We start from the raw sequence: 26,335 nt of genomic DNA on the forward strand, positions 1-26,335 counted from the left end.
ATAGCTAACTATGACAACTTATTGGTAAATCTGAAATACGCCAACAATTGACCCGATTTATACGCTCTTAATGAGTCCTAATTCATCTTATAATTATCCTGTAGTCCTATAAATATATACACCCTATATTATTAATATACAAAATGACACCTATATGCGTATACAAGACCAAAAGGGGCTCTCCTGTTAACAGGAGAGCCCCTTTTGGTAAAAACTAACTAAGTAGTGTATACTATTTGTAAGCCGGGTTCTGCACCAGCGTTGGCTGACCGCCTTTGAAAGCGTTATCGATCGCTTCCTGCGGCACCGGGTAGTACTCGTGTTTGCCTTTGGTAAAGCGGGCGCCTTTCAGGTAAGTCCGTTTGTCACCTTCTTTTGTAACGTACGTATTCAGCACGTCGGCAGCGATACCCCAGCGCACCAGGTCAAAGAAACGGTGGCCTTCCATAGCAAACTCCAGGCGAGTCTCGAAGCGAACGGCTTTGCGAGCCGACTCTTTCGAGGCAAATACGGACGCCGGATATTCCTTAATTACGTAGTTAGCGGCCGGCTCCGCCGTTTCGGTATACGCGTCGCGGGTTGAACCCTGAATCGCTTTCTTCACGAAATCAGCCGGGTTGGCGGCCCGTTTCCGAACCAGGTTTGTCAGGTCACGAGCGCGCGACAGGCTACCGATTTCAACCTCAGCTTCGGCCAGCCACAGCAGTACGTGGGCATAGCGGATAAGCCGGTAGTTGTTGGCGGTCAGGTTCTGCCAGCCAACGCCCAGCAGCGTGTTTTTCTTCGAAGCCACGTGCTTTTTCGGCGAGTAAGGACCGGCATAAGTCTGATCGCGGATGAAGTCGCTGTTATGGATTTTGAAATCCTTATACAGAATTCCCCGGCGACCAACCGTCCAGTCAAGACGCGGGTCAAAGGTACCCGCATCGGGCGTGAAGGCACCATCGAGCGGGATACCCTGGTCGTTTTTCACGTCCACATTGTTGAACGTGTCGAACAGCGGCAGGCCATTGGCATCGGTTTTATAGGCGTTAACCAGGTTCTGCGAGGGCTGATAGAACCCGCAGCAGCCCCAGGGCGACGCATACGGGTGAGCCAGGCCCATACCACGGGTCGACGCGCCATCGTCCGAAGCCGACTTGGCATACTGTACTTCAAAGATCGACTCCCGGTTGTTACGCGTATCAGAATCGAAATTCTGCGAGAAGTTGTCGATCAGGCTGAACTTACCGCTGTTCACGACCTGGTCGAGCACCGTTTTGGCCTGCTGCAGTTTAGCTGCGTTGGGCGCACCCGTAGCAATGTCGAAGCCCTGGTACATATAGGTCTTTCCGAGGTGAGCCAGTGCGGCCCATTTGGTTGGACGACCGGGTTCTGCCTGCGTTTCGGGAAGGGTGGCAGCGGCAGCGGTGAAGTCAGCTTCGATATTTGGCCAGATCTCGGCGGTGTTGGGCAGCTTGGTCGAGTTCGGGTCGTTGGCATCGTACGCTTTCTCATCGATATACGGCGCATAGCGGAAAATCTTACGGGCTTCGAAATGGTAGTAGCCACGGAGGAATTTCGCTTCGGCTTCGATCTGCTTCTTGCGGGCGTCGCTGATATCCTTTACGTTGGTCAGGTTGTCAAGCACGTCGTTACAACGGGCAACGCCTTCGTAGAGACCCCGCCATTTGTTACGGATGTGGCCGTTGGTGGCCTGAAAGTCATAGCGCTCGATAAACGTCTGCTCAGGCTGGTCACCCGCGTCAGTACCTTTGTAGGCATCGTCGGACGGAATACCGCCGAATACCCAGTTCTGAACTTCGTTTTCCCACGATGCCTGGCCTCCAATTCCTTCGCCATCGAGCATCCCGTAGGCTCCGATCAGGAGGCCTTCAATTCCTTTGCCGTTGGTCAGCGACGCCGGACTGTACTGGCCCTGTGGCTCCCGCGTCAGGAATTTGTCGTTACAAGCGTTCAACACCAGCACACCAGCAAGTGTCAGGGCCGTCGTAGCTATTCTTTTATGAATTGTCTGCATGGAATCTATGCGTTTTTTCGAATGGTAGTAGTTGAATTAGAAACCTAAGCTCAGGCCGAACAACAACGTTCTCGATACGGGCAGGTAACCACCATCGAAGCCAAGGTTGCGGTTTCTATCCGCATTGAAGTTGTTGGAGATACTGATCTCCGGGTTCAGGCCTTCGTACTTGGTGAAGGTCAGCAGGTTCTGGCTCTGGATATACACCTGAGCGCTGCTCAGACCGATTTTAGACAGCAGCGTCGTTGGCAGCGTATAGCCCAGTTGCAGGTTTTTCAGGCGGAAATACGAACCATCTTCGATGAAGTACGACGAAGGGCGGCTGCTAACCTGGTCGTTGGCATCCGGGATGGGCACCGTACCACCGGGGTTCGTTGGCGACCAGGCATCGTACAGCGCCCGGCGTGAGCGGTTACCCTGGAAGGTATTGAAATCCGAGAAGTAGCGCGTATAGTTGAAGATATCGTTCCCCTGCGAACCGCTGCCGAAGATGGTCAGATCGAAGTTCTTGTAGCCAAGGTTCACGTTCAGACCATAGGTGAAATCGGGGTGCGGGTTGCCAATAACCGTCCGGTCAGCATCGGTAATTACGTTATCACCGTTGATGTCGGCAATCTTGAATTTACCGGCCCGGTTGTAGTCACCATAGGGAGCCCAGGCTTTTGCTTCTTCTTCTGACTGGAAGATACCCAGCACTTTATAGCCGAAGAAAGACGAGATGGGCAGACCGGCCTGCGTTACCGTTACAGCCGGTACGCGCGAGCCGTAACCGAAGTAGCGGGTGTTATCGCTTTCGTCCAGTTTCAGCACCTTGTTCCGATAGGTAGCCACGTTAGCGCTGACCCCGTAGCGGAAATCACCAACCCGGTCCCGATAGCTGATCGCCAGATCGACACCGCGGTTCTGCATACTACCTACGTTGAAGGCGGGTACTTCAGCATCGCCCGCCGTGAAGGTAAAGGGCGTCGTGAAGAGCATGTCGGTTGTTTTGCGGCTCCATACGTCGAAGTTCACCTCCAGTTTGTTCGACAGCAGGGTTACGTCCAGACCGATGTTGGTCGAGGCCGTAGCTTCCCATTTGGCATTGGGGTTACCGAAACGACGAATATCGAAACCGGCCGTTGCGGTGCTGGTGCTTCCGTCAATCGGATAGCCCGAGTTGAAGGTGTTCGACTGGTAGGTCGTATACGCGTTGTAGTCACCGATAGCCTGGTTACCCGTCAGACCGTATCCAAAACGCAGCTTCATGTCGTTAACGAAGGCCACGTTGTTTTTAAAGAAATTCTCCTGCGAAATCCGCCAGCCTGCCGATACAGCCGGGAACAGAGCACTGTTCGAAGCCGACAGGAAGCGCGACGATTTATCCTGACGGATGATCCCCTGAATCAGGTACTTATCGCCGAATGCGTAGTTGACTTTACCGAAGATCGAGAACAGCGTATAGTCCTGCTCCAGGCGACCTTCGTTACTGGCCGACGACTGGGTACCCAGATCCAGGTAGCTCTGAATAGCCAGCTGCTCGTTGAAGAAACCGCTCCGGGCCGCGCCGAAGAACTCCTGGTACTGACGGATGGCTTCGGTACCGATGTAGGCATCAACTTTATGAACGGTGTTAAACGTACGCGAGTAGTTCAGGGTGTTGGTCCATACCCACTGGTAGGCATAACGATTCTGGTCGGTCAGGCTATTGTTGAAGCTACCCTCGATGTACTCGGGGTTAGCCCGGCCCAGGTACTTGGCGCGGTCACCATTGGCGTCGATACCAATGGTTGTGCGGGCCGTCAGACCCGAGCTCAGGTCAACTTCTGCGTAGGCATTACCGAATACGCGTAAGCTGTTGTAGCGGTTGTCCTGCTCCCGAAACAGCGTTGCTACGGGGTTGGAGTTGTTACCCAGGTTCAGACCACGGCTACCGGCGAAGTTACCAGCGATATCATAAACCGGCAGCAGCGGGTGGTGCTTGTACGAACCCGATACGGCGTTCTGCTCTTCATTGTTGTTGAAACCACCCTTCCGGCTGCTGTAAGCCACCGTCAGGTTTTCGCCCACGCGAATCCGCTTCTTGATGTTGAATTCGGTATTGGCCCGAACCGAGTAGCGGTCATAGCCGATATACCTAACCGTACCCTGCTGGTTGAAATAGTTGACCGACAGTGCGTAGCGGCCCGTCTCTGAACCACCCGTAGCGCCCAGCTGATAGTTCTGGATGGGCGCCGTACGCGATACCTCATCGAACCAGTTGGTGTTGGCAGAACGGGTAATCGGATAGATGTTGCTCGGCGTGAGCGAGTACAGGTTCGGGTTTACACCAGCCGACCCTTCAGCCCCTTTGCTGGGGAATACATACGCCGGAATCGTTACCTGACCGTTGGTTCCGTAGGTATACTGACCGTGAGACGGTGTTTTGCCAGCGTTTATGTCAGCTAAGTATAAATACCGGCCCAGCTCCTCGGCGTTCAGCACTTCGCCTTTCTTAGCCCACTGCTGCGACCCGTAGTACATATCGAAGGTAACCTTCGAAGCACCGGCTTTTCCTTTCTTGGTCGTGATGATCACAACGCCGTTGGCAGCCCGCGATCCGTAGATCGATGAAGCCGACGCATCCTTCAGCACCTGGAAGGTTTCGATGTCGTTCTGGTTGATCGTACCGAGGTTCTGGGTGGGTACACCGTCAATGATATAGAGTGGATCATTGTTACCAATCGTACCGAATCCACGGATACGTACGGTAGCGCTACCGCCCGGTGTAGCATCGTTGACAACCGTTACACCCGCCACGCGACCCTGCAGCTGCTGGGCCACATCCGTAGCCGGAATAGACAGTAACTCCTTGGTATTCACGGTAGCGACCGCCCCCGTAATGTCGCGCCGTGACTGAGCGCTGTACCCTGTAACAACGACTTCACTCAGCGTCGAAACATCTTCGGCCAGTGTTACATTGATCGTTGTCTGGTTTCCAACCGCCACTTCCTGGGCTTTGTAGCCGATAAACGAAAAAACCAGCACCTGCCCATTGTTGACCGGAATGCTAAATTCCCCACTGGCGTTTGTAGTTACCCCCCGGGTCGTTCCCTTTACGGACACGTTGACACCGGGAATCCCCCCGCCATCGGCCTGGCCGGTTACCCGACCTGTTCGGACGGTGCCTTGTCCGTATCCCACTGTCCCGATGAGTAATAAGCTCATCAGCAGACACAATCTTACTGTAGAACAGAAGATGTTCATCATAAGTGTAGCAATAGTTTAGGTTAAGAATGCGTATTTGTACTTACGCAAAATACCGTATAATTTTCAGTTATATCAATTATAGCTAATTACATATCAGAATAATCTTATTCATAAATAGAAAAACTTTAAAAAATCTTTGATTAGTTCAATAAAATAGTATATATATAGACAATACCTAATTTATAGCTTTCCCCCCAGTCTGCGTAATTCTACCAGCAGCTGGTCGTTGGTTTCCTGGAGGAGCGAAACCCGCTCCGTTAGCTGAAACAGCAGAAATTCCATGTTCCGCAATCGCTCTTCTGTCGTAATGGCAGCCGACGGCGAGTTTAGCTGTTTGAACATAAGTCCTTCGCCCCGGAGTAGCCAGTCGGCGTTGACCTGCGGGTAGGCCAGGAGTATTTTCTCGATCGTATCGTAGCGGGGTTTCAGCCGGCCGTGCAGGATATGGTATACTTTTTCGCCCCGGCGTTCGCCTAGCTGGCGGGCAAACTCAAGAACGCTCACGTTCAGAGCATCAATTAATTCCTGCAGACGCGAATGAATCATAGACGGGCAGTGAAAGGAAGAGATACAACCTGGCAGGCCCCTGCCAGGAACGCATAAACACGGGTAAGGGTAACGATCTTTTTTTACCTATTTACCTGTAAAATTAGACCAACAAATCGCCGGAATGGCTTGGTATTATACGCAAAACTGTGTAAATTTAATGCTATAAACAACACCCTTATAAAAGGCAAAAGGGACCGCAAAATGGGCCCCCTGCTTGAACAGTAAACAACAAATACTAATGAACACACAAAACAAAACCCAACTTTCGACAATTCAAAGCGAAACCGCTCTGAAAGCGAATCAAAAGGTACACGAACAACCAGACGAAGTAACTACTGCGGCCCTGCCCCGGCGTTACAAATACCTGGAAGGACACCCGCGTCAGTATCGCTTCGATGCGAAAGAAGGTGTGTTCAATATCAACGGCACCGAAAAAGTAGGACGGACCCTGACGTTTCAGCCCATTGCCTGGCGGATTTTTACCGATAATATCCTGAACATGGGCACTAAAAACTGGGCGGAGATCTTCTTCATCGACGATAAGAACTGCGTGTCCGCGATCCTGTTCCATGGCTATTCGGTCGACAATATATTCCGGCTGATCGAACCGTTGTACTACGATGATCTCACGCTGGCCGATGTGGTCATCACCGCCGTAGCTGAGAAAAAAGAGAACACCAAAATTCAGCCGCGGGGTGTTTATTACATCGCTACCTTCTCCTATAAAATGGCCGATCCCGCGCAAACGGCTCCGCTGAAACAGTTTGCCCAGGAAACCAAAATCTTCAGGCAGGAGACGCTGACCGACATTGCCAACATCAAAACGGCGATGAACTATTACAACCCGTTCCTGATTACGGCCGACGAACCAGACCTGCTGGCAGCAGGCTAAATCAGTAGGGCGGCTTCAGAAGCTGCCCTATTTGCTTTCCGTATTCTTTCTCTCTCCCCTTCGTTTATGATCATACAACCTCAGGTCAGTACCGATGACGACTACCGGGCGCTGGCGCGGGTGTCGAACTCCGATCTGACACGCCTGAAAGAAGAACACTTGGGCTATGGTACGGGACATCCGATGCGTATTCCGGCGGCCCAGGCCAATTTTGAGAAAGCGAAAGTGTTTGGCCGGGCGTTTCATCAGCATCTGCTCGAACCTGAAACGGTAGGCTCGGTGCTGACGCAGTTGCTGCCCGATCTGGTGCCGGGTCTGTTCGATACCCACTCGCCCGAGCTGGCCCTTCAGCAGACCGACAAGCTGGCAACGCTGATGCAAACCATCCGGCGGGATACGTTTTGCCGACGCTACCTGCGCCTGTCCGAACGCGAACGGGTAATCCTCTGGGATGATCCGGCAACGGGGGTTGGCTGCAAATCCCGCCTGGATATGGTATATACCAGCCCCAAACGACGCAACGCCCTCGTTATCGACATAAAGACCACTTCGGCCCGAACGCAGGCCCAGTTTCTGGAGTCCTGCTATACCTACGACTACGACCGGCAGGCTGCCTTCTACATCGATAGCCTGCGGCATGCCTCAACGGCCGACTGGGCCGATACCCGCCAGTTCAGGTTTGTCTTCGTAGGCGTGATGAAACAGCGCCCCCACCGGTTGTTTGCGGTCGATGCCACGTCTATTCCCGGCTTCATCGACTATGGCCGCAAAAAGTACCGGTTCTGGCTTCGTAAATGGCGCGAGGAGCAACAACTTCCCCAGCCGGCAGGCAGGACAGCCTGGCAAAGCCTGACCGCTTAGCACACAACAGACGCGTTCAGTCGCATTTTAACCCAACAACTCTATGAATGCATCCGTAATCACCCTGACAGCTACTCCGCTTCAGTTCGACTGGGGTACCGACGGGCTTGTTCTGTGGATTGAAGAACTCGACGGGGCCGACAGCCTGGCCAACCAGATGGACGATGTGCTGGATCGGATCGGGTTTGCTATCGAGCTGCAAACCGGTTGGGACCATCGCACCGATCAGAAAACGCTGCATCCGCTGTACGGCTATAAACTACTGCTGCGCGACGCGTCGGGTCTCTGGAACGCCGTCCAGACCGATGAGCACGGGCGATTCAGTGGGCTGCTCCCCCTCCAGGAGATGGACTACGAAATCGCTTACGATAAGGTTATGTGGATGGACTAATAGCAGCCGACAGGCGGCCGAACCCGCTGGCGCCGAATCTGGAAACGGATTCGGCGTTTTTGTTGGTTGCCGGCGCAACCTTCGTGCGCCGGTCTGCATCTTTACCGCAAACGCAACACAGACTCCATGAAAACCATCCTGATGTCCTTCCTGCTGGCGCTCGTACTGCTGACCCCGGCGCTGGCCCAGCGTACCGTCTCTGCTACAGAGATCATCGATAAGATCAACCGGAAACAAACCGTTTCGTACGAGAACGTTACCATAACCGGCGACCTCGACCTGACCAGCCTCGCCAACCGGCGCGAAGTCCGGGATGGTAACTGGCGGGGCGAGTCAGAAGAGTACCTGAGCACGGTGGAGGTACCGCTTACGTTCCGCAACTGCCGGTTCGATGGCAAGTTTCTGGCCTACCGGAGCGAAGAGGGCCGGTTCATGAAGATCAGCAACCGGGTTTACAATGCCGATTTCAACGAAGCCGTCACGATCGAGAACTGCACCTTCAGCGATGACGCGGCCTTCAAGTACTCAGCCTTTCGGCAACAGGCGCAGTTTACCGGCAACACCTTCCGGAACGAAGCCCTGTTCAAATACACCAAGTTTAACTCGGCGGCCGACTTCAGCGGTTCGAACTTCCGGGGCTATGCCGATTTCAAATATACCAAATTTGACGAGCAGGCCCTGTTTGCCAAAGCCCATTTCGACCGCTCGGCCGATTTTAAATACACCAAATTTGACGAAGGCGTAACCTTTAAGTCGGCCCGTTTCGACGGCAACGCCGATTTCAAATATGTTCACTTTCCGCGGCAGACCAACCTCGACGACGTAGCCTTCAACGGAGGCACCGACTTTAAATACACCACCCTCAACGGCCGGCGTTTCTCGCTCGACCGGTAGGCCTCCATCGCCCTGGCCCGGTACGTGATCAACTGGTCTATTCACGTACTGGGCTAAACACCAGTTCTTTTTTATGTGTTAACAAAACGTTACACCAATTCACGCAACGTTTTGAAACGCACAACAAAGATCGTACTGGCCCTGGTCGCCCTGCTGATTATAGCCCGGCTGCTACTGCCTTATTTCGTACTCAAGTATGTGAACAGGACGCTGGCCGATATGGGTGATTACACAGGCCACGTCGACGATATCGACATCCAGCTGATTCGGGGCGCTTACCAGCTCGACGGCCTCCGCATCAGAAAGGTGAACGGCAAAATCAAAGAGCCTTTCCTGTACATGCCCAAGACCGACCTGTCTGTAGAGTGGAAATCGCTCTTCAAAGGCAAGCTGGTTAGTGAGGTAGAAGCGTACGAACCGGAGCTGAATTTTGCCTTCAGCGACGACGAAGCCAGTAATCAGACTGGTGCTGAAGTCGACTGGACGGCCTATCTCAAAAAGCTTCTTCCGATTAACATCAACCGGTTTGCGGTCATCAACGGCAAAATCGATCTGACCAGTCTGGTTACCCAGCCCCGGGCCGATCTGTCGCTCCAGCATTTCAACGCCGAAATCCGGAACATCCGGAACGTAGACGACGCCAACAAGAAGCTGCCTTCGCCGGTAGTCGCCACGGCCGATGCGCCGGGCTATAGCGGCAAAATGGACTTCTCGGCCAATATGAATCTGCTGAAAGTCGTGCCTGACTTCGATTATAACATGCGCTTCACCGACGTGCAGCTGGTCAAAATCAACAACCTGGCCCGCGAATACGCCAACATTGATTTTGAGCGCGGTACCGTAAGCATTTATAGCGAGATGGCTATGCTCGACAGCAAGCTGAACGGCTATCTCAAACCCCTGACCAAAGACATGAAGATCTTTAAGCTCAATGAGCACGAAGGTCGGTCGGTGGGGCGGTTCTTCACCGAACTGCTGGCGCAGGGCGGAACGGCGGTCCTGAAAAATCAGCGGCTCGATCAGGTAGCTACGCGCATCCCGCTCAACGGCACCATCGATGATGTAAAAACGGCGGTCTGGCCCACGATCTTCGGCGTACTCCGCAACGCGTATATCGAAGCCTTCCGGGGCGAGTTCGACAACAATATTACCCTACAGGATGCGCTCAAGGACTTTAAAGACGATTTTAAAGCCAAACGCGCAGAGCGGAAGGCCGAGCGACAGGAAAAGCGTGAGGAGCGAAAAGCCGAGCGCAAAGCCAAACGGGAGGCCCGCAAGGAAGAACGACAGAAAGCGGACTAACCCCAGCCTGACTAACGAAGCATGGCGCTAACTACACCGGTTCGTGTGGCCAGCGCCATGCTTCGTTACAGGCCTTAGGGTCGGCGCTGGTTCATGGTGTCTTGCCGGGCACCCGATGCGGTTCGGCGGGGGGTGTACTCCCGCTTGGTACCCCGGCCACTCGCTTTTTCCTTCCGGTAGTAGGGGTTACTGTTGTTCTCATCCTGCAACTTGGTAGACAGCGGATGGTCGGGAAGCGGGCGCGCTGGTGCCGTGGCCGATGCGGGCTTTGCCGTTGCGGCAGTGGCTGATCCTGAGGCAGCCTTTGTAGAACCCGTTTGTTTAGGCGATTGCGGGTCAGCCTGCGCCAGCGATACGGCCAGGCATGCCCCTATCAGATACGTAATCATAACGTGTTGGTTGGTTGTATTCTCAGATGCTAATGCGTATTACCGTATGGTATCGACCCGGGTAGCTCCGCCACGACGGAGCGAGTCGGGCCGGAGCCTGCGTTGTTTCCGGTTTTTGGGCAGAGTGGTGTCCAGACCGGTTTCCATCTGCATGCGTTCCTGGCGGGTTCGGCGCTGCATCTTCGGCCGAACCGGGTTAGCCGGTCGCGTTTCTTCGGTCGAGGTCGACTGCTGCATGGTAGGCGACTGGTTGCTCTGGGCCGAAGCAGCCCCCAGTACAGCCAGGCTAAACAGGGTGGTGAAAAACAGGGTGCGTTTCATAACGTTGATCGTTGCGTATACCTGTTTAACGAACGGCCCGGCTATAAGGTTATTCGTCCGGGCGGGTGGCTCCCAGGATCGCTTCGGTATCGGCACCCAGCTGGGGCGCGGGCCAGGCCGGCCGGGCGGGCGTGGCCGAAAACTTGAGCGGAACGCCGATGCTCCGAAACGAACCCGCTACCGGATGCTGCTGCGTCACGATCATCTGCCGGGCCGACAGCTGCGGATCGCGGTCGAGTTCGGCCAGCGTATAAACGGGGGTGATCAGCAGGTCGTTGTCCAGCCCGAAACGGGCCCAGTCGTCGCGGTCTTTCTCCCGAAACAAAGCCCCGATCCGGGTTTTGAACGAATGGAGCTGCTCCTGGTCCGATGGCAGCAGAAAACCCAGCCAGTCGGGCTTATTGACCAGCCTGCAGAATTTTTGCCAGAACTTCGGCTCCAGCGCACCGAGGGCTACGTACCCACCATCCCGACAGCCATATACGCCGTAGTTGGGTAAGCCCCCCGACAGCGGCAGCTGCCCGCGCGCCACCGGCCCGGACGTCTCGTGGTCGGCACCGCCCGACTGAAGCGCGTAAGCCGCCGACAGCAGCGGCATCACCGCATCGGTCATCGAGACGTCTACGTGCTGCCCTTCGCCGGTTCGCTGGCGGGCGTAGAGCGCGGCCAGCGTAGCCATAACGCAGCCGTACGAACCGCCCGCGATATCGGCCAGCTGAACGCCGGGAACGACGGGTGGCTCGTCAGGATGGGTCCCGGTCAGACTCAGCACGCCCGACAGCGCCAGGTAGTTAAGATCGTGCCCAGCCAGGTGAGCGTACGGGCCGGTCTGGCCAAAACCGGTAACGGACACGTAGATAATCCGTGGATTTTCGGCGCGGGCGTGGGCGTACCCAAGACCCAGCCGGTCGAGATAGCCCGGCCTGAACTGTTCTACCACCACATCGGCCGTTTTTACCAACTCCATAAACCGGGCCTTTCCGTCGGGCGTCTGGTAGTCGAGCAGGACACTGCGCTTTGATCGGTTATAAGCCAGGTAATGAGCCGATTCGCCGTTCAGATAGGGCGGAAACGACCGTACATAGTCGGGAGCATCGGGTAGTTCTATCCTGATCACCTCGGCGCCCATATCGGCCATCAGCATGGTACCGAGCGGTCCCGGCAGCAGGCGCGTCAGGTCCAGAATCCGCAGACCCAGCAGTGGTCCGGTAGTCGGTTTTCGATCAGTCATGGGTAGGTATCAACAGAGCGCCCCGGCGGGTATCGAGCGGTGTAGACGCGTGCTACAACCGCTGCTCCTGCCGGGGCGCTCCACGTAGTAACGATCAATGGGTTATAACTCCCGGATTTTCACGTCGCGGTACCATACCTTCTCTTCGGGGCTATGGTTTTGCAGGGCTATTTTTCCTTTGGCATGGGGCGTTGCATAGGGCCAGCTTGCAAATTTGCTTTTAGCCAGCCGGGCTTTCCAGTCGTCGGAGCCGTATTCATACTCGACAACTTTTTTGCCGTTCAGGTAATGCTCCACATGATTGTTGTTGACCAGGATACGGCCTTTGTTCCACTCGCCTATGTTCTTGAGCGTGTTTTTATCCGCCGGCGGCACCATGTCGTAGGCGGCTCCGCTGAGCTGCTTGTCATCGAGCTTCATGAGCTTACCGTCTTTGTCTTTCCACTCATAGCCGCGATCGTCGATGACCTGGTATTCCGGGCCAGACATGTAGGTGCTTTTGATGTCGGGGCTGTCGATCACTTTATAGATCACCCCGCTGTTCGATCCTTTCGGAATCTTGAACTCAAACTCCAGCTCGAAATTTTCGTATTCCTTGTCAGTTACCAGGTCGCCCCCGGTACCGTCGGGGGTGAGGGCGCCGTCTTCGACGTACCAGCCCACCACACCCGTTTTGTGGTAGCTGTGCCAGCCTTTGATGGCTTTTCCGTCAAAGAGCGATGTCCATTTACCGGGTTTTTCGGCAGGAGGGGTAGCCGCCAGCATGGTTCCCAGCAGCAGCGATGAGATGAATAAGGTTTTCATAGGCATTCACGAGTTAACCGGGTAAAGGTATAAAAAAAGGGAGTGGGCACTGGCGCTTTGCAGGACCGTTTGATCGTACAAAGCACCAGTGCCCACTCCCTTTACTTCTCCGGGCCTAGCTCGCCATGTCGCGGGCGGCTTCCGGATCGTTGTAGGTACGATCGAGGCCGTCGGTCGATTTCTGATCCGAGCGATCGGGGCCAGACACCATGTCCTGGGCCGTAATGCTGCTCTCGTCCATCATTTCGCGGGGTTGCTGCCGGGCTTCCTGGCCTTCTTCGGGCCGCTCGCCGGGCTGGTATTCGTCGGCGTCGCGGGCGTTTACGTCGTAGGGATGGGCCGAATCGCCGGTGTCGGGTTTTTCGTCCATGCCTTCGTCGTTCGGTCCCGCCGACATACCTTCATACTGGTTGCCGGGAACGGCTTCGCCGGGGGCAACGTCATCGGCCGACAGGATACCAGCGGCTCCCGACGTGAACGTAACGAAGCCAGCGCGGGCGTTGATTTCGTGCGACCGGTCGGGTTGGTCCGGCTCCTGGATTTCGGGTTCGTCGGGCGAGGGCTGGCCGGGCAGATCCGGAATTTCGGGACCCGGCACCGGATTGTAGGGCGGGGTTTCCGGAATACCCGGTACGGGCTGCATCGGGTCCGGCGTACCCGGCGTGGGCGGAACCATGTCGGCCCGCACGCTGTAGGTTTCGGCTTCGTACCCATGAATCGGGAATTGGTTCCTGGGCATATAGCTGCCGTTGCCTACCTGCCACATGCCGAATGCATGCGTTGGCGTAGCGTCCTTTCCGGCGTCGGTGCGGTCATTGTCAGGCTTGTCTTCTGACGACAGGCCCGTGTTGACCGTCGATCCGGCGTCGGGATTGCCGGTGATGTTACCTACGGCAATCGGGTCATTGGGCATCACGCTCGGGTCAATGACGTTCCCCGCCCGCAGCGCAGCTTCCGAATTTTCGTATTTCTTTTTGTCGTCGCCCATCAGTGCCCGTTCTTCGTCGGAGCCGACCCGGATGCGGGGCATATCGTCGGACACATCGTCTTCGGTGTCGCCCATGGGCGTCAGTTTGCCGTCAACGAGTTTAACCATATTGGTTTCGGCCTGATCGGCACTGAACATGGTTTCGGCATGTTCGCTCGATACGATATCGGCCTGTTGCGCACCATCGCTGAGATTTGCGTTGTTTTCCATACCCGTTGTGAATGTTTAAGGTCTATGGAAAACCAGCGGGAGCGGAAAAGGTTTGGGGCCGCATCGCCGGGTGGTCCGATCGGCCCCGCAAACCAGTTGCCTAGCCGCCGTTGTATCGAACTCTATACCAGGGCGTCGAACAGAATCTCGGCGGGGTGCTGGGCGTGCCGACCCGTTCCGTCTTTGATCTGGTGCCGACACGAGGTACCGGCGGCCGAAATAATAACCCGGTCGGTCGTTTGCCGCACGGCCGGAAACAGCACCAGTTCGCCAATCTGCATCGACAGCTCGTAGTGCTCTGTTTCGTAGCCGAATGAGCCTGCCATACCGCAACAGCCCGACGGAATCAGCTCAACGGCATAGTTGGCAGGCAGCGACAGCACCGTCTTCACCGGCTCCATAGTCGAGAGGGCTTTCTGATGGCAGTGGCCATGTACTTTCACCTGCCGGGCATCGGTCGTGAACCGAGTCCGGTCAACGCGACCCGCTTCGGCTTCGCGGGCGAGCCATTCCTCGAACAGGAATGTATGCTGAGCCATTCGCCGGGCCTCGGCCTTCAGTTCGGCGGGCACCAGATCAGGGTATTCGTCGCGGAAGGTCAGGATGGCCGACGGCTCCAGCCCAACGAGCGGGGTATCGGCCGAAACGAGGTCGCGCAGGCCGGTCACGTTCCGAATGGCAAGGGCCCGGGCGTCTTCGACCAGTCCTTTCGACAGATAGGTCCGCCCGCTTTCAGCGTGGTCCGGCAGGGAAACCGTATAGCCCAGCCGCTCCAGCAGCTGAATGGCTTTCTGGCCAACCGACAGATCGTTGTAGTTCGTAAACTCGTCGAGAAACAGGTGCACAACGCGGGGAGCTGTCGTGCCGGCGGCAGGTGCCAACTTGGTGCGCCCTACCGCCTTTTTGGCCCACGCCCGTACGGTGGTATGGCCCAGCTCCGGCATGGTACGGTCCGGATGAAAGCCTACGGTGCGGTTGGCTATCCGGCGCAGGGCTGGCGTGTTATAGATAGCGTTGTAGGCCCAGGGCGCCAGACTGGCCAGCGACATCAGCCGGGAGAAATTTCCAACCAGCCGCGCCCGCATCGGAACGCCTTTTTCCCGATACTGCTGCTGGGTAAACTCGGCCTTCATCCGGGTCATGTCGACGCTGCTGGGGCACTCCGACTTGCAGGCCTTACACGACAGACAGAGGTCGAGCACGTCTTTTACGGCTTCGTAGTCATGATCCGTCGGCTTGCTCTGCCGGCTGTAGAAATGCCGGAGCATGTTGGCGCGGGCCCGGGTGGTGTCGCGCTCGCGCCGGGTAGCCATGTAGCTCGGACACATGGTGCCGCCCGAGAGGTGGGTTTTGCGGCAGTCGCCGGAGCCCGAGCATTTCTCGGCCAGTTCGAGCAGACCGCCGTCTTTCGAGAAGTCAAAAATGGTTTGGGGCTGCGGAATAGGCGTATCGGCTTCCGACCGCAGCGACTCGTTCATGGCGGGTGTATCGACCACCTTACCGGGGTTGAACGTGTTATGCGGGTCCCAGAGTGCTTTTACGTCTTTGCAGAGCTGGTAGTTTTCGGGGCCCAGCATGAACGCAATACACTCGCCCCGCAGCCGACCGTCGCCATGCTCGCCGGAGAGCGAACCGCCGTATTTTTTCACGAGCTGGGCCGTATCCATCAGCAGGGCGCGGAACTTCTGCCGTCCTTCGCCCGACTTCAGGTTGATGAGCGGCAGCGCATGAATCTCGCCCGCCCCGGCATGGGCCGAATACTCCAGCCTCAGGCCGTGCTGCTCCCAGGCCATCCGGTCCAGCTCATCGATGTAGTCGGGCAGGTCGCGCACGTCAACGGCCGTATCTTCAATAACGTTGGCCGGCTTATCGTCGCCGGGAATGTTGTACATGATGCTCAGCCCCGCCTTGCGCAGCGCCCACGGCTTTTTGGTGTCGGCATCGAACAGAATTGGGTAGGCATAGCCGAGCCCCTTCTGCTGCAGCGCCTTCACGAAGGCCGTTGCCTGTTGCTGCACCCCCGCTGCCGTATCGTCAAAGAACTCGACCATCAGAATCGCCTTGGGGTCGCCCTCAACGAACGCCCGGTTCTTGGTTTGCTCGATGTTGGTTTTGGTCAGTTGCAGGATATAATCATCGACCAGCTCGGAAGCCGCGCACCGGTGGTCAAGGGCAACCAGGTTGGCTTCGAGCGACTGCCGGATGGTGTCAAAATGGGCGCAGACCAGGGCCGTTTCGGCGGGCGGCAGCGGCAGCAGGTTCAGTTTGGCTTCGGTAATGAAGCAGAGCGTTCCTTCCGATCCGGCAATGAGTGGCGCGAAGTTGAAATAGGGCGAGGGCGCAGACGCCGTATCGTTCTCCTGTTCCCACATCGATACCAGCGCGTCCAGCGCGTAGCCGGTATTTCGGCGGGTAACGGTTGGTTTGGGATACCCATCGCGGATGTGCTGACGAATGTCGGGCTGGCTGAGCCAGTCGCGAAACTGGGTATACAGGCGCTGTTCGAGCGGGCTGACCACGTTTTCGCCCCGGCACTTGGCCTCGAAGGCATCGCGGCTGAGTGGGCCGAAGGTAACCTCGGCTCCGTCGCTGAGTACGGCGCGGACTTCGAGGAGGTGATCGCGGGTGGTGCCCCAGATGATGGAATGCAGGCCACACGAGTTATTGCCGATCATGCCACCAATCATGGCCCGGCTGGCGGTGCTGGTTTCGGGGCCGAACAGCAGTCCGTGTGGGCGAAGCTGGGCGTTGAGGTCATCGCGGATCACCCCCGGCTGTACCCGAACCCACCGCTCGGCCGCGTTGATCTCCAGCACCTGCCCGAAGTATTTGGAGATATCGACCACGATACCACTGCCTACCACCTGCCCGGCCAGTGAAGTACCGGCCGCCCGCGGAATCAGGCCTAAGCCGTTCGTCTGCGCAAACCGCAACAGCCGCTTAATGTCGGCCGGGCTTTTGGGCAGCGCTACCGCCACGGGGATTTCCTGATAAACCGACGCATCGGTGGCATACAGAAGCCGCTGGGCCGTATGCGCCGGCGATTCATCGAAATACAGGTCGCCCTCGAAGCTGGGCAACAGACTGGCAAAGGGCACTATAGACGGAAGACGGAACATGCGTAACGGGGATCAATCGACCCCTAAAAGTACGAAGAAACTGACGTTGAACGGTTGCCTGGCCTGCGCATCAACCCTAGTTACACCAAACGCGCGCCGGCCGGATACGAGGATGTTACCTGTATCCGGCCGGCGCGCGTTATCAGAAAAACCAGCGGTCGCCTGTTAGTTGATCGACACGCTACCGCTGCTGGCTGAAATATTGACGGGAATACCGCCCCCGTTGAGTTTGCCGCGCACCCGGTCCTTTTCGATGTCTCCTTCAAAGCGAGCCAGCCGCTCGGGCATGTTGACCCGGTTACCGCTCAGGTTCAGGTCCAGTCCCTTATCCAGTGGCATCTGTACCCGAACGCTGCCGGCCGTGGTGTTCAGCCGAACGTATTTACCGAGCTGGCTTATGCTTACTTCTACACTGCCGGCGCTGGTACTGGCGTCGATACTGCCGGCCACGTTGGCCAGCCGAATCGAACCGCCCGACGTGCCGGCTTTGATGTCGCCGTCGAGGTCGCGGCCCCGTACGCTGCCCCCGCTGGTCTGGGCGTCGATATCCCCCTTGAGGCCGTTGAGTTCAATGCTGCCACCCGACGTATGCAGCCGCATATCGCCCGACGATTCGCTGGCGTGGATGCTGCCGCCCGAGGTTTGCAGGTCGAGGATGCCCGCCGTGCTCCGGCAACGATCGAGGTGGATGCTGCCACCCGAGGTCTGACCATTGATATCGCCCTGTACATCGTTCAGGTGCAGGCTGCCGCCACTGGTCCGGAAGCGCTGTTTGCCGCTGATGCCCGCCAGCCGGATGCTGCCGCCCGACGTACGCAGGTCCGTTGTTACGTTGCGGGGGGTGTAGAACTTGAAGCCGATGCTGAGGCTCCGGTTCCAGCGGTCGCGGTCGTTATTCCGGCGCTTGGCGATGGCCACGATGGTGCCGCCTTCCTGCGTAATGGTTATGTCATAGTCTTTCAGGCGTTCTTCGATCTCGGCTTTGTCGAGGTTGTTGCGGCCGTTCCAGTTGTTGGGGCGCACGTACATTTCTACCTTGGCGTTCCGGTCGGTACCGCCTTCGATCGTCAGGCTTCCGCCCGATGTTTCGGCCCGTACGGCGTTGATATTACCCGAAAACGTTTTGATCTGGAACGGCTCTTCCCGATCCTCGCGGTGGGTATCGAGAGCAAAGGTGGGTAGACTTAGGGTGGCTGCGCTGAGCAGGGTCAGGAAAAACTGGCTGCGTTTCATGGCTGATGGTTTGTTTTCGAAGGAAAGATGCGTTTCGGTAACAGAAGGTTGCACGGCTACTTACCGATTATTCACCGGTGCGGACTTCCAGCCGGTACCCGACCCCGTGTACGGCTACGATGCGCACCGCCGGGTCGGCCTGTACGAGCTTCCGCAACCGCGAAACAAACACATCGACGCTTCGCCCAACGATAATGCCTTCGTCTTCCCAGACCGCTTTCAGGATGGCGTCGCGCTCCAGCACCCGATTGGCATGTTGTACGAGGAGCCGCAGCAGCTTGGCCTCGCGGTAGGTCAGGTTCTGCTCGGTACCGGCCGTCCGGAGCGTCTGCCGCCCCAGGTCGAGAACCGTGTTGCCGAAGTGTACCTGATCGGGGTTTACGTTGGTCGGTTCAGCGGGTCTCGTTTGTGTCGATACGGTGGTCTGCGGAGCCACGGCGCGTTGCCAGGACATATACAGCAGACCAACCAGCAGCCCCCCGACCGCGAGTAGCCAGCCCGTATGGGTACGCGGGGCGGGCGCGGCCGGAGGAGCCAGGGTGACCTGTAAGGTATAACAGCCAGCCCGCCTGGCCCGGCCGCTACAGGGTACCGGTTGGTTATCCATCAGATCGGTGACGCTGTAGCCCAGTTGCACCTGGCCCGTAGTACAGTCCAGCACCACTACGTCGTAGGCCTCGGTGATCCGGTGCAGCCGGAACGACGCCTGCAACAGGGCGGGCAGGGTGTCGTAGTCAAACGCCTGGGTCAGCTGGAGCCGAAACGTATGCGGGCCCGTCCGCTGTACCGGCAGGATGCGCGAGGTCGAGTCGCCGGCCGCGCGCAGCAGATGATGCGCTGTCCGGCGCAGGGCCAGGTTTACGTTGTCGTCCCGGCTGCGGGCTTCCGAGGGTGAACCATCGGGGGTAGCGCCGATAAACTGCGCAAACAGCAGCGCCAGGCCGAGCAGGCAGGCTCCTCCTGTCAGAACGCGCCTAAGTGGGGCAGCAATGGATAACCCTTTCATGGCAGCACTAATCTAGCAATTGTCGTTCCGCCTGAACCAGCTTATCAAGGGGTCAAACGGTTTTAGTCGTATTACCTGCTGGGTACGCCGACCACCAGCCTGGGCTTTCGCATCGCCCGCCAGATCGATGACCAGTTCGTCGCCCGCCCGGGCCACCGGCATCAGCTCCTGCAGCTGAACCGAATAGACATCGTGGGTGTCGTTCGATGCGCCCTGCCGGATGATGGTGCCCGCCCGCCGGAGGTAGACCCGAAACGGCAGCGGTTTGTGGTTGGCACTGGCCGGATCGCCGTGCACAACGGCCAGCACCCCCCGGGTATACATGGTGAACGACTCGATGTTGAGCGGGTGGCCGTTCAGGGTGATTGGGTTGCAGTACAGACCCGCCGGTTGCTGCTGCGCCCAGACAGCCTGAGCGCAGATAATCAGGCCCAGCAGCGCAACTCTAAAAGGGGTTGTTACAGACTTCATGGGGTGAGTGTTATCCAGACAGTTATTGAACCAGAATTTCATTATGGGGCAGCGCATACCGGTTGTCGACGGTGAGTAGCACGATACGATCGCCTTTCCGGCAGCTGGCCAGCACCCGCTGAAGGGGCAGTTTCTGAAACGTATGGCCGGCATACATGCGCAGGGTTCCCGTCGATTTGTCGCGGATGGCTACCTTGAACCCGATTTTGTCGATGGCCCGGGTTGCTGTCGGCGATAGGGCTACGGTGCGAACGGTCAGCTCGCCCGTGGTTTTGGCCGACAGGCGGCACCTTCCGGTCGTTGTGTACTGATCGACCAGCATGCGGTTGCCCACGAAAGCGGCCGAGCAGGTGTTAGGTTGTTGAGCAAAAGTCAGGCCAGGCGCGGCACACGCCAGCCCGATGAGCAGTAAGCAAGCTGTTGTCTTCATCGGTCTTGTCCATTGGGTGATGAAGCAAATGTAGCCCACCGTACTCCGCACGCTGTCAATAGGCTGTAAAACCTTGTAAAGGAAATGTAAAAGTATATTTTATTACTGATTTCCAACGGGCTGCGGCACTAGTCTCGGGATGGGAGAGGCCAGACTACAGATGGGTGCGATAGTGGCCTCCGGGCGACATCAGCCTCCGGACAGGAGACGCAATGGCCAGGCCGCCGGGCGGTTGCGTCTCTACGTTAGTCAGATTTCAGGGACTGGACGGGGTTGGTCAGGGCAGCTTTCAGGCTTTGGAAACTGACCGTCAGCAGGGCGATGCCAACGGCGATGGCGCCTGCCAGGGCAAACATCCACCACTCGATCTCGATCTTGTAGTCGAAATCCTGGAGCCACCCGCTCATGATATACCAGGCCAGGGGCGATGCAATGAGCAGCGCGATGAGCACCAGCCGAACAAAATCCGCCGAAAACAACCCAACAATATGGCGGGTCGAGGCACCCAGCACTTTACGAATGCCGACTTCTTTTGTGCGCGACTCGGCCATGAACGCCACCACCCCGTATAACCCCAGGCAACCGATCAGGATGGCGATACCGGCCAGCAACCGGAACAGCAAAAACAACCGCTCTTCGTTGCGGTAAAAGTCATCGATGGCTTCGTCGACGAACTCGTAGGTGAAAACAAAGTCCGGGAATGTGGCGGTCCATGCCTTCTCAACGGTGCTTACTAACCGACTGATGGCCTCCGTTCCGCCGGCCTGGGTCGACAGCTTGATGCTCAACTGGCCATAGGTGTCGCGCAGGGTCGTTATCGCGCAGGGCTGCGTTCGCTGATGCAGCGAGAAGGTATTGAAGTCTTTGACAACGCCGACGATCGGTTTTTTGGTGGAGCTGCCGCCCAGGGTTATGAATGTGCCGATCACCTGCTGCGGATCGCGCAGACCCAGCTTGTTGACGAACGATTCATTGACAACCACTTCGCGTATGGTATCGGCCGGCTGATGAATACGGCCTGCCACCAGGGTTAAGCCGTAGGTACTGAAGTAGGCGGTATCGGCCGGACGCATCACCAGCGAAAAATCAGCCTCCTTATCGGCATTGCCATACCGAAAGCTGGTCCACCAGTTCCCGACGGCCGACGGTGTCGACAGGCTGTAACTCACCGACTGGATAGCGGGCTGACCAGCCAGCCGGGCCTTCAGCGTTTCGAGTTGCCCCGTTTTAGGCCCGTCGGGTAAGGGTACCGTCAGCACGGCGTCTTTGTTATACCCCAGGTCGGCCGACCGGAAATACTGCATCTGGCTGTAGGCCACGATGGTACCGATGATCAGCAGCTGCGACACGGCGAACTGCCCTACAATCAGGCTCCGGCGCAGGGTTAGCTGGCTGCCCCCCACCGATCGTATGCTTCCTTTCAGCGCCAGCACCGGCTGATAGCCCGACAAGACCAGCGCCGGATAGAACCCGGCCAGCAGGGTTGTGCAAACCGCCAGGCCGGCCAGAAACGCCAGGATGACGGGCTCGAACAGCACCGCCTGCGTGAGCCGGACGTCGAGCAGCCCGACAACGTAGGGCAGCGACAGGTAGGCCACCAGCAGCGCCAGCAGCACCGCCAGCCCCGTCAGCAGACCCGTTTCGCCCAGGAACTGCCGCACGAGCTGCGCCCGTGAACTACCCAGCACTTTCCGCACTCCGACTTCTCTGGCGCGACGAATAGCCTGCGCCGTAGCCAGATTAACGAAGTTGATGCAGGCCGTAACCAGAATAAACAGCCCGATCAGCGTCATGGCCCAGATGGTTTGTCGGCTCACGGTCCGGTTGGCAAAGTTGCCGGTGCGGGTGTCGACATGGATCTGGGTGAGGGGCTGTAGCTCGTAGCGAAGGCGTTTGGCGTCGTCGGGTTTGTGGTATTTGTTGGTGAACCCGACCAGTTGCCGTTCCATAGCCGCCGGTGTCCGGGTCTCGGGCAGCATCAGGTACAGCTGCGCCTGGCTCGAGTTCGACCCCCAGTCGTCCCAACGGGTGTTGGCGCCAAACGTTTTCAGCGAGGCCAGTGACAGCATCAGCTCGAAAGGAAGGCTGCTGGTAGCCGGTGGTGCCTGTACGATGCCCGTTACCACAAAATCCATCCGGTTACTCAACCGAATCGTCTTGCCCATCGGGTTGGCCGTACCGAAGTATTTCTGCGCCATCCGCTCCGACAGCACCACTGTGTTGGGGTTCGAGAGGGCGGTTTCTGCGCTTCCTTTTTTCCAGCGGTAATCAAACATCCGGAAATAGGCTGGTTCGATAAACGCCATGACACCGGCGGGCTCGTCGAACTTGTTGCCATTCGCAGCCCGAACCACCCCTTCAACTTCGTGAACCAGGGTAAGCTGACGACCTATGTCCGGGAAGTCCGTTCGCAGAGCCGCCAGTATTGGCAGCGGCACCCCTACGTTACGCTGGTCGTCTTCAGCATCGGTATAGTACGTGATGAGCCGGTACAGGCGGTCGGCCTGGGTATGATGCCGGTCGTAGCTCAGCTCATACCGGATGGCCAGAAACAGCAGCAGGCAACAGGCCAGCCCCAGCGTTAAGCCGACAACGTTGATGAACGTATAATTCCAGTTGCGACGCAAAGCCCGCAGAGCCGTGGTCAGGTAGCTACGCAGCATAGTGGTAAAAGAGAGGAAGGCAACGAGAAAAGCTATACGTCGGACAACGCCACGAGTTCTTCCATTTCGGCTTTCAGTTGCCGCTTCACGTCTTCCAGCAGTTTCCGGAGGCCGCGCTCGCTGTTATCGCGAATCGTAGCCGAGCGTTCCACGCTGCTGTCCTGTCCGTCGGCTTTGAAGGTAAACCGCACTTTAAGCCGTCCTTCGGCCAGGTCTTCTTCAACCGTTTCCTGATACGGAATCCGGTTGTTGGCCACTAGGGCTACGGTATTGGTCCGACCGGAAGCGGACGGTTGCCGAACATCCGCCACTGCCTGGCTGAACCGACTATCTGATGGGCTACGCTGATCGGGGTCTTGCATGGCCACGTCGAGCGAGTCGAGCACGTGTTTCTCCAGCGCCTGCACCTCCGCCCGGCTCATGTGACGCACATCGAACGAACGGCTGTAATGGACCGATCGGTCGTCATCCCGAATGTCTACCCGAATCTGTAAGCGCCGACCGTCGGTCGTTACGTTTTTGTTGTAGGAACTGCGTTGTGCCAGGGCTCCGAAACTGACCGTAGCAAAGAAGAGAAGTAGCAGCGTTCTCATGAGTATCAATTAATTAGAGTCGATTTACGGAACAGAAGCGAGCATATAGGCTATTCACCGCCACGATCATGCCACACCTGATAAATAGCTGTTGGACAGATCATTAGCAAAACTCTACATCCCCAAAACGTCCGATATCGGACAGTTTCGTACGACAGCGGACAATCAGCCAGCACTCCTCAACAAGGCCACCCATCGACCTGATAACCAGTCACGTAGAAACCGTTTTACAGGCGCGGCTACCAGGCAGGCTTATAGTTCATACGCTATCCCCTCCTATACAGGCGGGAGACGCGGCCACCGGGCGGTTATGTCTCTACGTTTCGGACCGCAGCGATTGAACGGGGTTTGCCAGGGCGGCTTTTATACTTTGAAAACTGATTGACATCAGAGCAATACTGACCGACACCAAACCTGCCAGCGCGAAAAACCACCACGTCAGTTCGGCTCTGTAGGCAAAACCCTGTAACCACTGCCCCATCACATACCAGGTTAGCGGACTGGCAATGACAATAGCGACTGCCACCAACTGTAAAAAGTCTTTACTCAATAGGGCTACGATACTTGTCACCGAGGCTCCCAGTACCTTCCGAACCCCAATCTCCCGGGTACGCTGTATCACCACGTGGGCTATGAGTCCGTACAGCCCCAGGCAACAGATCAGGATGGCAACGCCAGTGAACACGTTGACGAGTCGGGCAACCAGCGTTTCTGTTTCATAAAAGGCAGCAACCTGCTCGTCCAGAAACTGATACTCGAAGACGTCGGCCGGGTACAGACGCTGCCAGACTTCCTGAATACGCTGCATGGTTTGTGGCCTGGTACGTCCCGAAATTTGGATACCAGCCTGTGCATACCAACTGCTCTGGCTGGCAATCAGGCAGGGGGCGATGGGCTCCCGCAGCGATTTCTCGTGGAAGTCTTTTACCACCCCTACGATAGGTAACGGCACCGGCGACAGGTGATACTGGAGCGTCTTGCCCAGCACCTGTTGCGGATCGCGGAAGCCTAGCTTATGCAGCAGGGTTTCGTTAATCAGGTATTCACGGATGGTGTCGCTGGACGCTATGTTCCGGCCAGCCAGTAACGTTAGGCCATACGTGGCGAGGTAGTTGGCATCAGCCAGCCGGTCTCTGACGGGGTAGGCTTCCCAATCGGCGCGGCCGTTGAACCGAAACTGTCCGCCAAATAGCTGCGCGCTGGCCGGAGCGCGGTGGCTGAAGCTGATCGAACGCACATCGGGATACGAGGCCAGCTGTTGCTGAAAGGCTTCTCTTGCCGATTTTTCGCGGTTGGGTAGTGCCACGACAACAACGTTGTTTTGGGTAAATCCCAGATCGGCCTTTTGGATGTACCGAATCTGACTCGCCACCACTACCGACGCCACCAGAAGAGCCTGACAAACAACAAACTGCGCCACCACCAGTACCCGCCTGACGGTTAAGCCCGCCCCCGTTGCCGATAGTCCTTTACCACGCAGAGCCGCCCATGGTGCAAACCCCGATAGTACCAGTGCCGGATAAGCACCCGCCAGCAAAACCACCGACACAACCAGCCCCCCAACACCGACTGCGGTGAGCCAGTCGGGCCGGAGCGACAAAGGCAGCTTAACCCAATCGGCAAAAGCCGGAAGCAATCCCGCCACCAGGAGCAACGCCAGCCCCGCTGCCACTCCCGTAATCAAAGCCGTTTCGAGCAGAAACTGCCCGATTAGTTGCCAGCGTGAACTACCGAGCGTTTTACGGATACCCACTTCTTTACGGCGCCGGAGTGCCTGTACGGTAGCCAGATTAACAAAATTGATACAGGCCGCCAGCACCAGTAGCCCGCCAATGGTTCCTAATGCCCACAGCAACGATGCCCGAATGGTTTCGCCCCCCCTTTTCACATCGGTATGAATAGCACGCAGGGATTGCAGGTGAAACTGAAATACGTGTGCATCGGCACCATAGTGTTTCTTAGACAGCGCCGGAAACGAAGCCTCCAGACTGGCCGCTGCCTCGGGCTGACGAAGCTTTACATACAGCCGGTTGGTGCTGTTGAGCCAGTACCAGCCGGTTTCGTCATACTCTGGAATGAGTTGTTTAAGGGTACTCATCGAAATAAACAGTCCCAGATTTGTATCTGTCATTAGGGGCGGATCAGCCAGCACTCCCGTCACTGTAGCCGCTACGCTGTTGTTGAGCGTCATGCGCCGGCCAATCGGGTTGGTATCACCAAAGTATTTTTTCGCCCAGGATTCGGTTAGAACTACGCTGCCGGGTTCGCGAAGAGCCGTCCTCGAATCGCCCCGTAGCCAGGTATAACTGAGTATGTCGAACCACTCCGGCTCCGCCAGACCAGTTCCCTTATGTTCCAGAAACCGCACGGGTGCCGTGGCGCCGGGTTGACGAATACTGACCGTCAATTGTCGGTTCATAATCAGGAAGGCCGCCTGCTCAACTTGTGGGTAATCGCGCCGGAGCGTTTGGGCCATCGGCAAGGGCGATTCTGGATTGTACTCGATCGTGCCGTCGGCGAGGTGCAAATCCGTATTGACCCGGAACAGCCGATCGAGCTGCGCATGATGCCGATCGACACTCAAGTGATGGCGCAGAAACACAAAAATCAAAAGACCACCCGCCATACCGATAGTCAGGCCAACGGCATTGATGAACGTATAATTGCGCTGTGCCCGCAGGTTCCGCCAGGCAATTCTGAGGTAGTTGGTTAGCATATAGGGCTAGTCCTTGTTGCAGCG

The 26,335-nt window shown here is 57.1% G+C and carries 21 protein-coding genes; 5 read left to right on the top strand and 16 right to left on the bottom strand.

Annotation, left to right across the window (positions count from 1 at the left end):
- Positions 1–232: 232 nt before the first annotated feature.
- From EQG79_RS15455 to EQG79_RS15465, 3 genes are all read right to left on the bottom strand, one after another.
- Positions 233–2,020, bottom strand: a complete 1,788-nt coding sequence (locus tag EQG79_RS15455; RefSeq protein ID WP_077921702.1) for a RagB/SusD family nutrient uptake outer membrane protein — start codon at positions 2,018–2,020, stop codon at positions 233–235.
- A gap of 36 nt (positions 2,021–2,056) precedes the next feature.
- Positions 2,057–5,206 carry a SusC/RagA family TonB-linked outer membrane protein gene (locus EQG79_RS15460; protein ID WP_236648765.1) on the bottom strand — a complete coding sequence of 1,050 codons (3,150 nt, stop codon included), beginning with the start codon at positions 5,204–5,206 and terminating at the stop codon, positions 2,057–2,059.
- Positions 5,207–5,428: 222 nt separating this feature from the next.
- Positions 5,429–5,794 carry a helix-turn-helix transcriptional regulator gene (locus tag EQG79_RS15465; protein WP_077921704.1) on the bottom strand — a complete coding sequence of 122 codons (366 nt, stop codon included), beginning with the start codon at positions 5,792–5,794 and terminating at the stop codon, positions 5,429–5,431.
- 241 nt (positions 5,795–6,035) lie between these two features.
- Between EQG79_RS15465 and EQG79_RS15470 the strand changes: the two genes are divergently transcribed.
- The 5 genes from EQG79_RS15470 (at position 6,036) to EQG79_RS15490 (ending at position 10,137) form a co-directional block, all read left to right on the top strand.
- Positions 6,036–6,689, top strand: coding sequence for a hypothetical protein (locus EQG79_RS15470; RefSeq protein ID WP_077921705.1), 654 nt, complete (start codon positions 6,036–6,038; stop codon positions 6,687–6,689).
- 66 nt (positions 6,690–6,755) lie between these two features.
- Positions 6,756–7,550, top strand: a complete 795-nt coding sequence (locus tag EQG79_RS15475; protein WP_129602404.1) for a PD-(D/E)XK nuclease-like domain-containing protein — start codon at positions 6,756–6,758, stop codon at positions 7,548–7,550.
- A gap of 43 nt (positions 7,551–7,593) precedes the next feature.
- Positions 7,594–7,941, top strand: coding sequence for a hypothetical protein (locus EQG79_RS15480; protein ID WP_077921707.1), 348 nt, complete (start codon positions 7,594–7,596; stop codon positions 7,939–7,941).
- Positions 7,942–8,067: 126 nt separating this feature from the next.
- Positions 8,068–8,835, top strand: a complete 768-nt coding sequence (locus tag EQG79_RS15485) for a pentapeptide repeat-containing protein (protein WP_129602406.1) — start codon at positions 8,068–8,070, stop codon at positions 8,833–8,835.
- 111 nt (positions 8,836–8,946) lie between these two features.
- Positions 8,947–10,137, top strand: a complete 1,191-nt coding sequence (locus EQG79_RS15490; RefSeq protein WP_129602408.1) for a DUF748 domain-containing protein — start codon at positions 8,947–8,949, stop codon at positions 10,135–10,137.
- 74 nt (positions 10,138–10,211) lie between these two features.
- On the opposite strand, the gene EQG79_RS15495 is transcribed toward EQG79_RS15490, so the two are convergent.
- From EQG79_RS15495 to EQG79_RS15555, 13 genes are all read right to left on the bottom strand, one after another.
- Complete coding sequence (locus tag EQG79_RS15495) at positions 10,212–10,526, bottom strand: hypothetical protein (RefSeq protein WP_129602410.1); 315 nt, start codon at positions 10,524–10,526, stop codon at positions 10,212–10,214.
- Between the two features lie 39 nt (positions 10,527–10,565).
- Entirely contained in the window at positions 10,566–10,847 is a 282-nt protein-coding gene (locus EQG79_RS15500) for a hypothetical protein (protein WP_077921711.1), read from the bottom strand.
- A 49-nt stretch (positions 10,848–10,896) separates the two neighbouring features.
- Positions 10,897–12,078, bottom strand: coding sequence for a CaiB/BaiF CoA transferase family protein (locus tag EQG79_RS15505; protein WP_129602412.1), 1,182 nt, complete (start codon positions 12,076–12,078; stop codon positions 10,897–10,899).
- 102 nt (positions 12,079–12,180) lie between these two features.
- On the bottom strand, positions 12,181–12,882 hold the full coding sequence (locus EQG79_RS15510) for a 3-keto-disaccharide hydrolase (protein ID WP_129602414.1): 702 nt from the start codon (positions 12,880–12,882) through the stop codon (positions 12,181–12,183).
- A 115-nt stretch (positions 12,883–12,997) separates the two neighbouring features.
- Positions 12,998–14,080, bottom strand: a complete 1,083-nt coding sequence (locus EQG79_RS15515; protein ID WP_129602416.1) for a hypothetical protein — start codon at positions 14,078–14,080, stop codon at positions 12,998–13,000.
- Between the two features lie 122 nt (positions 14,081–14,202).
- Positions 14,203–17,199 carry an FAD-binding and (Fe-S)-binding domain-containing protein gene (locus EQG79_RS15520; RefSeq protein ID WP_129602418.1) on the bottom strand — a complete coding sequence of 999 codons (2,997 nt, stop codon included), beginning with the start codon at positions 17,197–17,199 and terminating at the stop codon, positions 14,203–14,205.
- Positions 17,200–17,364: 165 nt separating this feature from the next.
- The gene (locus EQG79_RS15525) at positions 17,365–18,432 is read right to left on the bottom strand and encodes a DUF4097 family beta strand repeat-containing protein (RefSeq protein ID WP_129602420.1); all 1,068 of its coding nucleotides are present in this window, start codon (positions 18,430–18,432) and stop codon (positions 17,365–17,367) included.
- A gap of 67 nt (positions 18,433–18,499) precedes the next feature.
- Positions 18,500–19,438 carry a winged helix-turn-helix domain-containing protein gene (locus EQG79_RS15530; protein WP_129602422.1) on the bottom strand — a complete coding sequence of 313 codons (939 nt, stop codon included), beginning with the start codon at positions 19,436–19,438 and terminating at the stop codon, positions 18,500–18,502.
- 12 nt (positions 19,439–19,450) lie between these two features.
- Entirely contained in the window at positions 19,451–19,909 is a 459-nt protein-coding gene (locus tag EQG79_RS15535) for a hypothetical protein (RefSeq protein ID WP_077921718.1), read from the bottom strand.
- 22 nt (positions 19,910–19,931) lie between these two features.
- Entirely contained in the window at positions 19,932–20,339 is a 408-nt protein-coding gene (locus tag EQG79_RS15540; protein ID WP_129602424.1) for a hypothetical protein, read from the bottom strand.
- 245 nt (positions 20,340–20,584) lie between these two features.
- A complete protein-coding gene (locus EQG79_RS15545) occupies positions 20,585–23,002 on the bottom strand; it encodes an ABC transporter permease (RefSeq protein ID WP_129602426.1) in 2,418 nt (805 codons plus the stop codon).
- A gap of 32 nt (positions 23,003–23,034) precedes the next feature.
- Entirely contained in the window at positions 23,035–23,595 is a 561-nt protein-coding gene (locus EQG79_RS15550; protein WP_129602428.1) for a hypothetical protein, read from the bottom strand.
- A gap of 316 nt (positions 23,596–23,911) precedes the next feature.
- On the bottom strand, positions 23,912–26,311 hold the full coding sequence (locus EQG79_RS15555; protein ID WP_129602430.1) for an ABC transporter permease: 2,400 nt from the start codon (positions 26,309–26,311) through the stop codon (positions 23,912–23,914).
- Positions 26,312–26,335 lie beyond the last annotated feature (24 nt).

Origin of the sequence: Spirosoma sordidisoli, assembly GCF_004138325.1 — a bacterium.
GTDB classification, from domain to species: Bacteria; Bacteroidota; Bacteroidia; order Cytophagales; family Spirosomataceae; genus Spirosoma; species Spirosoma sordidisoli.